The organism is Tumebacillus permanentifrigoris (assembly GCF_003148565.1).
Lineage (GTDB): Bacteria > Bacillota > Bacilli > Tumebacillales > Tumebacillaceae > Tumebacillus > Tumebacillus permanentifrigoris.
Genome location: NZ_QGGL01000002.1, coordinates 236,495 through 249,750, shown reverse-complemented (window position 1 = coordinate 249,750; position 13,256 = coordinate 236,495). Strand labels below are relative to the sequence as shown.

Below are 13,256 nucleotides of genomic sequence, written 5' to 3'. Positions count from 1 at the left end.
ATAAAATGGAAACACTTGGACAACGCATTAGAAGTCTCCGCTTGAAGAAAGGCATCACACAAGCAGAACTCGCTAAAAGCATCTGCACTGGATCAATGATCTCGCAGATTGAATCAGATAAGGCCAAACCGTCCTATGGCGTTCTGGCGAGAATCGCTGAAAAACTCCAAGTACCTGTCGAGGACTTGATGAGCAACGTGGAAATGAATCTCATCGTGCTGAGCGAGTACAAAATTGCCCGCTCGATGATGGCGATCGGTGAGTACAAGAACGCGCTCCCTCTGCTGTTGAATGTACAAGAACGGAACAACGGCAAACTGATCCCCGCAGAAGTCCTATTGGAGATCGGAACGTGCTACCTACACACCAATCAAACCAAGGAAGCGGAACTCACATTCAAAAAACTCAAAGAATACGCCACCGCACTAGGCGACCAATCCATACTCTCACGTGTCAGCTACTTGTTTGGCCAACTGGAATTGAAACGGAAGCGATATCAGATTGCCGAGCATCATTTGATGGAAGCAAGTGAGTGTTTTGAGCAACAACGCGGCGTTCGTGATGAGTACTTGCTCACCTCCATCTTGACTGCTTTAGCAGAGGTCAGAACACGAACAGGGCGTGTCCGTGAAGTCACGCTGACCTACAAACAACTCCTCCCCTTGTTCCAGGCTCGCGAAGATTTTGAAGGTCTTGGAACTCTCTATATGAAGTTGGCAGAATCATATACTGTAGCTGACGATCTTGAGCAGTCCGTGGAATGCTCGCAACGGGCGATCTTCTTTTTTGAAACGATGAACAGCATGACCCATAAGCTCTCGACACAGGTACGGTATGCTGCACTCCGAGCGGAACAGGGGCACGCCGAGGAAGCGATCCAGCAACTGACCTCGATCAGTGAGGAGTTACGAGGGATGAGAAAAAGCGAAGAAGCCGGCATTGCCTATGCGGAGTTGGCGAAAATCCAGTTCAAGTGCGGAAAGTTGGATCAGGCCGAGGAGTCCTGCCAAATGGCGCGTGGCCTCCTGCCTTCGATACACCTTCATCAAGGGTGGGTGCTACGAGTACAGGCCATGATTGCGAAAGGCCGGTCTCAGACAGAAGGATCGGTACGGTTTCTGAAACAGGCTGCGGAGTGCTTCAAACTACTTGACGCAACTGTGGAGTACGAGGAGACGATGCAGGAACTGTCCGTTTTTTATTCGGAGCAGAATAACTGTGAGATGGCGTTGAAGATCGCTAGGGAGATGCTGGCGTTTAACCGGATGACGCTGGAGCAGAGAGGGATTGTGCTGTGAGGATGGTGGAGGAGGGGAAGACAGTGAAGGATACTGAATGGAGCCTGTATGGGCGTGGTCAGATCCCCTCTGGGGAGCGGCGCGGGTATTTATATAGAAGTAATGCGGATAAGTCCCTGTGGAAGTGGAAGGACGTTGTGTTTGAGGCGAAGTCGCCGCAGGAGGCGATTGAAGGTTTACTGGCACAGCGAGTTTCAGCATTTTAGTTAGAGACTTGATTCCATCTTGGTTTTAATGGACAATCTTAGAAGAACTGCTTCGAAGGGAGTCAAAAAACAAGATGAAGAAAACTGTAGATGTAGTAGGAGCTGTCATCCGAAATGAAAAAAACGAAGTGCTCTGCGCACTTCGCTCACAAAATATGTCTTTGCCAGGGCTCTGGGAGTTTCCAGGAGGCAAGATTGAACCCGGTGAAACACCGCAAGAATCTTTGAAACGTGAGATCATTGAAGAATTGGATTGTGAGATCGAAGTAGGTGAATTGGTTGCAGATGCAACTCATGAGTACGAGAAAGTCATCGTTCATTTGATTACCTACTTTGCCACGGTCGTAGGTGGGGAGCCGAAAGCGAGCGAGCATGAAAAACTCGTATGGCTCCCAAGCGAGCAACTGTGCTCCTTGAATTGGGCTCCTGCCGATTTGCCTACGTTGGACAAATTATTGTCCTAACACGTATTTAAGTTGAATCCTAAAGGTCTTATCGAATCAGGTCGTTAAACAGGTCATCTGGAATCGAACGGTGGAGTTTCCATGTGATATTCATGGGCCTGTCCCCTGAACTTCTCATGTAGTCCATTTCTCCAACATACGTAAACGGAAGGGTCGTACCATGCATCTCTTTGAACTTACGGACAAAGAGGTGGAAATGTACGTCCCTATTTTTGTGCTCGACGTACAATTGACCACGGGATGCTTGATGGGAGTCTTGATTTGGACTCTGCCAGTGGAAATGTTGATTGTCGACAAAATAGTCCTTGTAATCAAGATGATCTGCTATACCTTCGTCTTTGTTCAAGTTGATGAAAATAAGGTAGTGGTTATCTACTTTACTCACACCTTCACGCCAAGAACCTTCCTGAGCTGGCGATTGGAAAAGAAACATCAATTCATTGCGGGTGTAGTTCTGATATTCAATTAAACCATTTTGGGAACCGAAGAAGATATCGGGCTTTGAGGTACGGTGGAACTCGATTAGACCATAAATCAATCTCTGTTGTAGATATCCAGCCATTTCGTGCACATGCCATGCGTCGAATACTTTCTCAGATATAATGAATTGCTCGTCAGAGAACTCACCGAATGCCCATTGCTGCTTTGAAGGTATTTTTGACAAACGTCTCATAGCTTGCAGAACAAATGAGCCGTGGACTTGCTCGTTGATTAGAGTGGTGCTGAATCGCTTTTGCAACTCCGAAATGACTTGGCTTACAGTGACGGTTTTCAACTTGGTTGCAAGGTCAAGCACTACAAACTCATAGGGCCAACGCAAAGGAAGCATTTGTTCTAAGCGCTGTACGAGACTGAAATGAAACTCAGAAGCGAGCAAATTAATATCGAATTCGTTCAGGTCCTTCATAGCTTTCTTTGTTTGGACCCAAGAACCAAACTTTTTTATGAAGTAGAATAGGCTTGGTGCCTGTTCGGAATACAAAAAATCTGGAAGTTCAGGCGAATACCCAAGGTCACGGCGGAACTGGTTGTACAAATCGGTAAGCATCTGTCTGCTGTCCATTCTTACGTTATCGAGGGTATTTAGAATTTGTTGTCTAGAAATCTCTTCGAGATCGACATAACAACCTTCTGGAAGATTCGAGAACTCGGTTTCCAAAGTCACTCGAAGTGCATCACGGTCAAACGCTTTGTGATTGACTTGGCCGGAGAGGGCAAGCGGGACGATGAACGACTTCTGATAGTTCCCGATAAAGTCTAGCACAGTTACATATTCCTTACCTTTAGCTTTTCTAAGTCCACGTCCAAGTTGTTGAATAAAAATCGTCGCAGAGTCTGTGGGACGCAAGAACAGCAACATGTTGACCGTTGGGATATCAACACCCTCGTTGAAGATGTTTACAGTAAAAATGACATGTAGAGGGTCTTTGTCATTGATCAAGCGTGAGATCATTTCCTGACGCAATACTGGGTGATCATTTCCTGTCAGACAGGCGGTATGGTAGCCCCGAGAGTTAAATTCATTAGACATGTATTGTGCGTGTTCAATAGAGGCACAAAAGCCGAGGGCCTTCAAAAGGTCTCCATCATGACCAAACTTCTGAATCATGTCGATCACATAGCCGACCCGCTCATGAGAGTTAAGAGCATGAACTAGCGCCGCTTCGTTGAATGTACCGTTTTGCATAGGAATTTCTTCGTAGTCTACATGTGGGTCGCTCAATCCGAAGTAGTGGAACGGAACTAGCATCCCACGTTTGAGTGCATCACGGAGTCGTGTTTCGTAGACAACGTTGTGATCGCATAATGCCAACACATCACGGCCATCCATTCGTTCCGGTGTTGCTGTGAGACCTAATAAAAACTTTGGTTTGAAGTAGTCGAGAATTTTTTGGTACGTATCGGCCTGCGCATGGTGGAACTCGTCAACGATAATGTATTCAAAATGATCTGGTTGGTAACGAGCTAAAACATCTTCTCGATACATTGTCTGAACCGTGCTGAAGAGATATGGACGATCCCAGTCCTTCTGTGTTCCCGAAAGTTTTCCACACATTTCTGGATCATTAAATACATGGGCAAACGTGGTTTTAGCACCCTCTAGTAATTCGTCACGGTGAGCCAAGAACAATAGAGTGCTTGCTTCAAATTGATGAACGTCAAAAGCAGACAAGTAGGTTTTTCCTGTTCCAGTTGCGGCGATGATAACGCCTCTTTTGTACCCGTTCTGGCGCGTCTCTCGAAGGGCTTGCAAGGCTTCCACTTGCATGGGGTTTGGAGTGGGGGTCTTTTTTATTATTTCTTTTTTAGCAAGCACGTCTTGACCTTTTGCGATGGAGTAAAATTTCATTTGCGGTTTTTGTTGATAATCGAATTCGTATCTCTCCAAAAACTCATCCGTTACAGGGATTGATCGAGGATCGCTCCACATTTCTTCGAAGATCTGGTGAGCCCGTTTTGCAACAGGAATGTGCGAGGAGGTAGGCAACTTGACGTTCCACTCAAAACCATCCTGCAAGGCTGCTTTGGAGAGGTTTGAGGAACCAATGATGGTCGTATCCATTCCAGATTCACGGGTAAAGAGATACGCCTTCGTATGGAAGGAACGTTGGCCTGAGTTAAAGACACGTAGTTCAACGTTATCAAGTTCATGAAGTCTACGAAGGGCTTTAGGCTCTGTGTATTTCAGATACGTAGAAGTCAGAATCCGAACTTTTTTGTTTTCTTGCTGCATTTCATCAAATGCCCGTAACAACAACTGTAGCCCGGACCAACGAATGAAACTTACCATGAAGTCCGCGCTGTCGGCGGTGATAAGTTCAAACTTCAGCATCTTGAAAAGATTCTGATCTCCCAGACCATAGTTCGTAATCAATAAAGGGGAGGTCAAAAACATTTCAGGGAAAACGGGGATCAGACGGTCGTCGAAGCTGTAATGAATAGCTTGGAGCGGCATTTGTAATTCCTCAATCTGAGGGCTATCAATTTTTCTACGCAACTCGTTTGCTAACTCAAACATCCCTTGATAATCACCCTGGCCGGCTAAAACTTGAAGGCGATCTCCGATCTCTCTGGAGATTTGTTGAATGATTGCATCAGCGTAGGTCTGTGGCTGGAGAGGGTAGGCGCGAGAGTTGCTTGGATAGGATTTATTTTTGTACATCAATTCTTCAAAGAGTCCGCTTCGTTCGTCCATTTTATCAAGTTCACCTCAAAAGTATTAGCAGTGTTGACTAAACAATCTTTCTACGTTGTATAGTTACATACCTCTTTAAGATAGTGTATCAATTCAAATTTCGAACATGGGAATAAAGGGATATCAATAATACTATTAAATTCTGCTTTTTATATTATGATCACAAATGTGTTGATAGAATCCATGTATTTGGATATAATTCAATAAATAATATATGGATGGAGTGAGACAATTGTTGAGAAGTTTTATATATTTGGACAAAGTGACCCTAGATGATTACCTTGCAAGTTTAGATGGATACATAGTTGGAGATGAGATCGAGCAAAATGAAATTGAAAGATCGATAAGTGACAAGTATTTCCAAAACGACAATGTCACTAACGATTCAAGCAGAGAGACAAGGCAAAAATTAGTTGTACCTTTAGCAAGTAAGTTTCAACGATTATATACACTTATGGAACAAAAAAGCCTTATTCATCAGTTGGATGATATGAATAATGATGATTATATCGGTATTAAAAGGGGAAGTATAATAGAAGCTCAAGTATCGATAAATTTACCGGATATAATTAAGGTTATTGAAGGGTTAGGAAATATGACTCCGTATTTTGATTTGTTAGGAGATGAGAGCCCTATTCAAACAGATAAAGATAAGGAATTGTTTGGGAAAATAGTTGGGCTTGGTGAAATAAATAAGAACAATGATTTTAGTGTTATTATGAAATCTGTTTTAGAGAAGAATAGAAAGCTCATTACAAATCTAAAAAGGTCAAATTTGCTTCAAGAGCTAAGAGATTTGCAAGGGGAATGTACAATATTAGGGAAAGTCCAATCGATTTTGCCTAAAGGCAAAACGCACGAGGTCAATTTTTTGGCCTCTGAGATTAAGGAACTATTAGAAATTGGTAATCGGCAACAAAGAAGGCAAAAGCCCAAAAATAATGTACCAAATGAGATTATGGAGGTAGTTAAAGGACCTGCTTTGTTGCTCATTCCTTTGGCCATATATAGATAGGGGGCAAAATGATGCACTTGAAAAGTGAAACATTCCTGAGGGTCCCATTGGAAAGTGCTCGTGTTGAACTCAAAGAACGGTTAAGAATTGGGGGAGAGATAGAGATTAAATTAAAATTAATGCTTGCGGAGTCGCAATTTGAAAAACATGAAGAAGCCTACTATATTTGGTCAAATTATAATAAGAGCCTTTTAGGTAAAAAAATTTTTACTGACAGAACAATTTCTGATGAATATAGTTTTTCTTCAATAGAAGTGGTCAGCATCAGAGGGGTAAATGAATTTGAAAAGAGAAGGAATCGGGTAATCGAAAGAATCAGAAATGAGATGAAATTCTTACGATCTGTTATATCTCAGTTGGAATTCTATGATGAGCAACTAGAGCCTAAAACAGGAGGTGGACATGAAGTGAGCAACAATAAAAAGGTTTTCATCGTACACGGACGCGACGAACTAGCAAAATATAAAGTATCTGATTTTCTAAGCAAAAGGAGTCTTGAACCATTAATTCTCCACGAGTTACCAGGAAGAGGAAGAACTGTTATTGAAAAAATAGAAGAGCATTCAGAAGTTGGATTTGCAATAATCCTAATCACACCTGATGATGTAGGAACATTACAAGAGGAATTTAAAACGATTGGAGTCACTAGCCTTAAGCCACGTGCGAGACAAAATGTAATTCTTGAGTTAGGCTACTTCATTGCAAAACTCGGACGTGAGAACGTTGCTGTATTATTATCAGGGGAAGTAGAAAAACCGTCTGACATTGATGGTATTATATATATATCCTTGAGCGACCGTGGTTGGGAGACCGACATAATAAAAGAACTCAATTCAGCAGGTTATAATGTTAGGGTATAAAAAAGCCGATTCCAAAGGAATCGGTTTTTTTTTTACGCCTCGTCTACAACCTTCACGCTCTTCATCTTATCGCCTTGCTTAATCCCGTCGATCAGCTCGATACCCGACAGAACTTGACCGAATACGGTGTGGTTGCCATCCAGATGAGCAGTCGCAGCGCGATCATGCACGATGAAGAACTGCGAACCGCCGGTATCGCGGCCCGCGTGAGCCATCGACAGAGCGCCTTTTTGATGTTGGTGCGGGTTGTTTTTCACTTCGCACTTGATGGTGTAGCCTGGGCCGCCAGTGCCGGTGCCTTGCGGGCAACCGCCTTGTGCGACGAAGCCTGGGATGACTCGGTGGAAGGATAGACCGTTGTAGAAGCCGTCGTTTGCCAGCTTCTCGAAGTTTTCTACAGTGCCCGGAGCGTGCTCGTTGAACATCTCAAACTCCATGACGCCGCCTTTTTCCAGCTCGATAATTGCTTTTTTCATATGTATTCCCTGCCTTTCATTATGTAGGTTCCTTACCCATTATACACAAGTTTTCTCGACAGGACATCACGATGACCGTAGAGAAATTCTAAGAAGTGGGTTTTTGTGTGCCCTCGTAAACTAGGACAACGTTCCGAATCTTATAACCATGCAATGGGGAGATGAGTAGGAGGCAAGTACAAGTATGCAGAAGTTCGTTCAACTCTGTACGGCGATCGTCATCATGGCGACGATGCTGACAGGGTACGCAACCGAGGCAATTGCAAGTGCCTTACCATTTCGCGACATCCAAAATTCGTTTGCTAAGTCACAAATCGTCGATCTCAACAAACGCGGTATCGTAGGCGGGGATGGAAATGGGTATTTCCGACCGACCGCACCGATCACCCGCGCTGAGTTTGCGACGATGCTGTTAAAGTCCAAAGCGATCCCTGCACCAGCGGCGGAGAGCTATCAAGGCACGTTTCGCGACGTCCCGCGGGGAGAATGGTTTGCACCTTTCGCAGAAGCATCCTATCGGCTGGGCGTCACGAGTGGGAAGGCACCTGGATTGTTCCAACCTTCCGATAACCTCACGCGTGAAGAAATGGTCAAGATGACCGTCAACGCACTCGGTCGCGAGTCCGAGTCTGCGCGCAAGATGAGCTATGGCGCGTATAGCACCGCCATCAACAAATACGCTGACCGGGGCACGATCAGCTCATGGGCCGTCAAACCGCTGGCCTACGCGATACAGGAGGGCATGTTGTCAGGACGCACCGCCAACGAGATCAAGCCGCAAGACCTCGCGACTCGCGAGGAGGTCGTGGCGTTCCTATCTCGTTCGTTGGTTCCGCATCCGAAGGGCAACAATCTCATACCTGTTAGCCGAGGCAATTTGCCGTTCTTCAATAAGCAGGGGGCAGAAGCGACTGCTTACACACATAGTGGTGCTTTGTCCGCAATCGGGCTGCAAGTCCGTGAGGGTCTCGTCGCTGTCGATCCGGCGCAGATCCCGCTGGGCTCGCATCTGTACATTCCGGGTTATGGCTACGGCATCGCTGGAGACACGGGCGGCGATATCAAGGCGGCTCGCGTTGACCTTTTCAAAAACAGCTACAACGCCGCGATTCAGTTTGGGCGGCAGGATGTTGACATTTTCGTGATCGACTAACCACACCACGCATGAAAAAAAGGCACTCCTTCGCCCTTCGCGACGGAGTGCCTTTTCCCCTACCCACCTACAAATGACTCAGAAAGAACTCCACCACTTTCTCCCGATAAGCATCCGGTTCCAACTCATACGTCCCGACATGCCTCGCGCCTGCCACTGTCCAGAGCTCATCCTGCGGGTTGTTCAGCGCTTGTAGCATCTTTTCACTGTTGCTTTTGTTAATCGCCTGATCACTCCCGCCGTGGATGAACAGGATCGGACGGTTGCGTAGTTTTTCCACCGATCCAATCGGACTCATCTCACTCGTTTTGTGCCCGGTGATCCAGGGCAGTTCCCAGAGGATCGTCTGCGTGAACGGGATGTCGGGCAGGTGTGTCCAGTACGGCATGTTCTCGTGCAGGTAGTCGGTCAAGTCAGCAAACGGGCTGTCCACCACCAATGCCTTCACTTCGGGAGCATCGGCCCCCGCCGCAAGCGTTGTGGACGCGCCCATCGAGAAGCCGAGGAAGCCGATGCCTTGCTTGCCGTAGCCTTGCCCTTGGGCGAACTTCAACGCTTGGAGCAGGTCGGTTTTCTCCATCACCCCGACGGTGGTCATCTCTCCATCAGAGGCCCCGGAGTTGCGGAAGTCGAACATCAGCACGGAGATGCCATTGTCCCGCAGCGCCTTGGCGGTGGGGAGTGCCGGTTTGTCACCCGCACGATTGCCTGTGTAGCCGTGTGACATGATCACCAGTTTGTCGGTGGAGCCGCTCACGGCCGGAATGAACCAACCGCGTAGGGTTAGACCGTCTACAGATGGGAACTCGATGTCTTTGAACTCCATGTCGAGGGACTGTGGGCTGCTCTCGACGGCTTTTTTCTGAGGATGTGTCAGGTCGTAGCCGACATAGCCGCTGATCCCGGTGACGGCGAGCAGGAGCACGACGAGGAGCGCTGCGAGCACGCGCAGGGGTCTGAGGCGACGTCGACGAACTCGTGGGCGTAAAAAGACGGGTGTTGTTTCCATATAAGTTCACCTTATTTTCCAAAGAGTTTGTTAATTGATTCGGGTAGGAGCGGGGAAAATCCTGCTCCAAATGGATTCTGTAAGCCATCTCTCGTGTATTCCCGTCCAAAAAGTGGTACACTGATCTAGCATGAGAATCGCTACATAAGACGAATGTGAGGTCGAATGGCATGTCCGATACCGTAAAAGTCACCATTCATTTGGAAGAAACGGATGAAACCGTAACTATTGAAGTTGCGAAAGGTAGCAACTTGCTCGAAGAATGCAAGAAGCGCCATATTGAAATGGAGTGGGGCTGTGCAAGCGCGGAGTGCGGCCAATGTTCGATCAAGGTCCTCCAAGGCGAGGAACATCTGAACGATCCGTCTGTTGATGAGATCGACTACCTGCTGTTCCGCATCGACGATGGTCACCGTCTGGCTTGCCAGGTTGAATGCAACGGCGATCTGGAAGTTGACCACCCGGCTCGTTAATCGAGGAGAACGACCGCGCCTGTGAGGGTGCGGTTTTTTCCTGTCTAGAGGAGTGTGTGAACGATGAAGATTCGATACAACCGCAAGCCTGGCTACTTGTTGCTGGCGGCGGTGACTGTGATATTCGTGATGCGGGTCGTCCGCGTGTTTACGGAAGGGTTGCAACTGGACAACATCCTGTTCGCAGCGGCGTATCTGCTGGCGGCGACGATGTTGCATTTCCAGTATGTGAACGTGGCGATCGTCACGGATGAGCGTGGACTGACGGTCCAGCGAGCGGGCATCCCGAATCTCGTGTACGCGTGGGGCGAGCTGCAAGTGGAGCAACGGGAGAAGGAACGTCGGGGCCAAGGCGGTTGGTTGTTGGAGCGCAAGGGGCAGGACAAACCGCACTTTCTCCCGTGGAAGGGCCTCGCGGATGAGGACATCACAGCGCTGAATCAGGAGATGCAAAAACGCCTAGAGGCGCGTGGTTGATGGCTCGCGTGTCCTGTGAGATCGAGATCAACGCACCTGTGGAGACGGTGTGGCAGGTCATGCAAGACCCGACCCGACGCGGGGAGTGGGACTTTCGCGTGACGGGCGGGCGTTTCACTCGCGACGGCTCACCGACGAAGGGCGCGACGTTTACAACTGGTGGTCGGATGCTGTGGCCGTACTGGTTTGACATGGAGTACTTGACGGTGCAACCCCATCGCCAGACGGTGGTGCGCCTCGTGCAAGCGCACGGTCTGCCGATTGAGTCGGGTGCCGGGTCGTGGACGTATCTGCGCGATGGAGCCAACCGGACCGTGGTGCGGTCGACGTTTCGCTTCGAGCTGAAAAAGCCGTGGAGCTGGCTGTTTGATCCGTGGTTGATGACCCCGGTGATGTACTGGATTACCCGGCGCAGTTTGTGGAAGTTGAAGCGGTTGTTGGAGCGGAAGTAAGACCTTGCCCAGTTGGGCGGGTCTTTTTTTTTGTTGAATTTGTGGAACGAATAATTTCCAGCGGAACGAAATTGTTCCGGAAATGCACAGGAAAGCCCGATCCCTCCGCTAGAAAACCCTTGGCACCATTCTTGCAACCGCTTACATGTAGAAGGAACCTAATGAGGGGGACAAAAACATGGAACGGAAATTTGCAAACTTTGAGACCAAGAGTATTCACACAGCAGACCCGCGGACGGAGGCGTTTGGTTCGTTGACCGTGCCGCTTTATATGACATCGACGTATGTATTTCCGAGTGCAGAAGTGGGCGGCGCACGATTTGCCGGCGAAGCGGAGGGCATGATCTATTCGCGGATCGCCAATCCGACCACCGACGTGCTGGAGAAGGCGATGGCGGAGTTGGAAGGCGCTGAAGCTGGCTTGGCTTTTGGTTCCGGGATGGGCGCGATCTCGGCTGTGTTGATCGCGCTAGTCAAATCGGGCGATCACATCCTGTGCTCGGATGGGCTCTATGGCTGCACCTATGGGCTGCTCACGATGTTGAAGGAGAAATTCAACGTGCAGTTTGATCTCGTCGACATGGCCGATATGGAACGAGTTCGTGCCGCGATGCGCCCGGAGACCAAGGTCGTCTATGTGGAGACGCCGATCAACCCCACGTTGAAGGTTGTGGATCTGGAAGCGCTGTCGGAGATCGCACATGCAGGTGGGGCGCAGGTGGTGGTGGACAACACGTTCATGACTCCATTCCTGCAACAGCCGTTGCAGTTCGGGGCAGATATCGTGGTACACAGTGCGACGAAGTATCTCGGCGGACATGGCGATCTGATCGCAGGTGTCGCGGTCGGGCGCAAGGCGTTCCTCGATGAGGTGCGATTCTCCACCTTAAAGGACATCGGTTCGGTGATGGCCCCGATGGAGGCGTGGCTGATCCTGCGCGGGTTAAAAACGCTCCCGCTGCGCATGGAGCGCCATTGTGAAAACGCACAGAAGGTCGCGGCGTTTTTGGCGGCTCACCCCAAGGTGAAGCAGGTCTACTTCCCCGGTTTCGCGGATCATCCGCAAGCGGAAGTGGTCGCACGCCAGATGCGCGGATCGGGCGGGATGATCGCGTTCGAAGTCGAGACGCTGGACGGCGGGCGCACGTTGATGAACAGCGTCCGACTCGCTCAGTTGGCAGTCTCACTGGGCGAAGCGACGACGCTGATCCAACACCCGGCCTCGATGACACACGCCGTCGTGCCGGCTGACGTGCGCCGTGACGAGATGGGCATCGCCGATGGTCTCGTGCGACTGTCTGTTGGATTGGAACACCCGAGCGACATCATCGCGGATCTGGAGCAAGCGTTGGCGAAAATTCCAGTTGCGTCGGAGGCTCTTGAAACTGTTCATGAGGATGGGCCGAACAGCGCGGCGTAAGCGAGACGGCAACCGCGAACCACCAACAGCGTGCAGATCGAAAAAGAACCTCGTCCGGTTTCACAGGAGAGGTTCTTTTTTTTGTACTGGATCTTCAGAAGTTCTTCAGGTTTTCCCGACTTTGTTTCTAAGGTTTTCTCGGTAGGATGATACTAGGAGTGACAACCGAGAGGGTGTGGAGACATGCAAACGCAACAATTGACCGAAAAGTGGATGTTTCTGGCGAAGTTTTTGGAATCTCCGAAGAGTGTGGGCAGTGTAACGCCGAGCTCACGTTTTCTAACTGATAAAATGCTACAACCGATCGACTGGACGAAGGCGCGTGCCGTGGCTGAACTGGGTTCGGGCACGGGCGTTTTCACACGCGGGATCGAGCGGATGATGCGCTATGATTGCCAAGCCGTGCTGTTTGAACAAGACCCAGAGATGCGTCGTCGCTTGGCTGTCGAGTTTCCCAACATGCTGTGTCGACGTGATGCCTGCGAGTTGATGAAGGACGTAGCGGCGCTCGGGCTCGGGTCGTTGGATGCGGTGGTGTCCGGGTTGCCGTTTGCCAATTTTGAACAGGGTTTGCGCGACCAGATTCTCGATGCGGTCGTGCAAGCGTTGAAACCGGGTGGGGTATTCGTGACCTTCCAATACTCGCTACAGATGCGTAGCCAACTGCGCGAAAAGTTTGACAGCGTGGAGACGGCGTGGGTTCCGTTGAACTTCCCGCCGGCATTTGTCTACATCTGCCGGATGCGAGAGGTGTGAA

Annotated in this window: 14 protein-coding genes; 11 read left to right on the top strand and 3 right to left on the bottom strand. The window is 49.0% G+C overall.

Annotated elements, in window-relative coordinates:
- Positions 1 to 5: 5 nt before the first annotated feature.
- The 3 genes from C7459_RS03400 to C7459_RS03390 all read left to right on the top strand — a co-directional run bounded on the left by C7459_RS03400 (position 6) and on the right by C7459_RS03390 (position 1,968).
- Positions 6 to 1,298 (top strand): helix-turn-helix domain-containing protein, encoded by a 1,293-nt coding sequence (locus tag C7459_RS03400; protein ID WP_109686329.1) that lies wholly within the window; start codon positions 6 to 8, stop codon positions 1,296 to 1,298.
- Positions 1,299 to 1,321: 23 nt separating this feature from the next.
- Positions 1,322 to 1,504 carry a hypothetical protein gene (locus tag C7459_RS03395; RefSeq protein WP_146200937.1) on the top strand — a complete coding sequence of 61 codons (183 nt, stop codon included), beginning with the start codon at positions 1,322 to 1,324 and terminating at the stop codon, positions 1,502 to 1,504.
- Between the two features lie 74 nt (positions 1,505 to 1,578).
- Positions 1,579 to 1,968, top strand: coding sequence for a (deoxy)nucleoside triphosphate pyrophosphohydrolase (locus tag C7459_RS03390; RefSeq protein WP_109686325.1), 390 nt, complete (start codon positions 1,579 to 1,581; stop codon positions 1,966 to 1,968).
- 28 nt (positions 1,969 to 1,996) lie between these two features.
- On the opposite strand, the gene C7459_RS03385 is transcribed toward C7459_RS03390, so the two are convergent.
- Positions 1,997 to 5,164: a DUF3427 domain-containing protein gene (locus C7459_RS03385; protein ID WP_109686323.1), complete on the bottom strand. Its 3,168-nt coding sequence runs from the start codon at positions 5,162 to 5,164 to the stop codon at positions 1,997 to 1,999.
- Between the two features lie 214 nt (positions 5,165 to 5,378).
- Between C7459_RS03385 and C7459_RS03380 the strand changes: the two genes are divergently transcribed.
- The gene (locus C7459_RS03380; protein WP_425450712.1) at positions 5,379 to 6,179 is read left to right on the top strand and encodes a DUF6414 family protein; all 801 of its coding nucleotides are present in this window, start codon (positions 5,379 to 5,381) and stop codon (positions 6,177 to 6,179) included.
- Positions 6,180 to 6,190: 11 nt separating this feature from the next.
- Positions 6,191 to 7,039, top strand: coding sequence for a TIR domain-containing protein (locus tag C7459_RS03375; protein ID WP_170119237.1), 849 nt, complete (start codon positions 6,191 to 6,193; stop codon positions 7,037 to 7,039).
- 32 nt (positions 7,040 to 7,071) lie between these two features.
- Here the strand turns inward: C7459_RS03375 and C7459_RS03370 are convergent, their stop codons facing one another.
- The gene (locus C7459_RS03370) at positions 7,072 to 7,515 is read right to left on the bottom strand and encodes a peptidylprolyl isomerase (protein ID WP_109686318.1); all 444 of its coding nucleotides are present in this window, start codon (positions 7,513 to 7,515) and stop codon (positions 7,072 to 7,074) included.
- Positions 7,516 to 7,699: 184 nt separating this feature from the next.
- Here C7459_RS03370 and C7459_RS03365 point away from each other — a divergent pair, with 184 nt between their 5' ends.
- Entirely contained in the window at positions 7,700 to 8,668 is a 969-nt protein-coding gene (locus tag C7459_RS03365) for an S-layer homology domain-containing protein (RefSeq protein ID WP_109686316.1), read from the top strand.
- Positions 8,669 to 8,735: 67 nt separating this feature from the next.
- On the opposite strand, the gene C7459_RS03360 is transcribed toward C7459_RS03365, so the two are convergent.
- Entirely contained in the window at positions 8,736 to 9,677 is a 942-nt protein-coding gene (locus C7459_RS03360; protein WP_109686314.1) for an alpha/beta hydrolase, read from the bottom strand.
- Between the two features lie 170 nt (positions 9,678 to 9,847).
- Here C7459_RS03360 and C7459_RS03355 point away from each other — a divergent pair, with 170 nt between their 5' ends.
- The 5 genes from C7459_RS03355 (at position 9,848) to C7459_RS03335 (ending at position 13,255) form a co-directional block, all read left to right on the top strand.
- Positions 9,848 to 10,150, top strand: coding sequence for a 2Fe-2S iron-sulfur cluster-binding protein (locus C7459_RS03355; protein WP_109686312.1), 303 nt, complete (start codon positions 9,848 to 9,850; stop codon positions 10,148 to 10,150).
- 63 nt (positions 10,151 to 10,213) lie between these two features.
- Positions 10,214 to 10,627 carry a hypothetical protein gene (locus C7459_RS03350; RefSeq protein WP_109686310.1) on the top strand — a complete coding sequence of 138 codons (414 nt, stop codon included), beginning with the start codon at positions 10,214 to 10,216 and terminating at the stop codon, positions 10,625 to 10,627.
- Positions 10,627 to 11,079, top strand: a complete 453-nt coding sequence (locus tag C7459_RS03345; protein WP_109686308.1) for an SRPBCC family protein — start codon at positions 10,627 to 10,629, stop codon at positions 11,077 to 11,079. The genes C7459_RS03350 and C7459_RS03345 overlap by 1 nt, the downstream gene beginning before the upstream one ends.
- A 178-nt stretch (positions 11,080 to 11,257) precedes the next feature.
- Positions 11,258 to 12,499 carry a methionine gamma-lyase gene (gene megL / locus C7459_RS03340; protein WP_109686306.1) on the top strand — a complete coding sequence of 414 codons (1,242 nt, stop codon included), beginning with the start codon at positions 11,258 to 11,260 and terminating at the stop codon, positions 12,497 to 12,499.
- A gap of 183 nt (positions 12,500 to 12,682) precedes the next feature.
- Positions 12,683 to 13,255, top strand: a complete 573-nt coding sequence (locus C7459_RS03335; protein WP_109686304.1) for a class I SAM-dependent methyltransferase — start codon at positions 12,683 to 12,685, stop codon at positions 13,253 to 13,255.
- The last annotated feature ends 1 nt before the right edge of the window (position 13,256 follow it).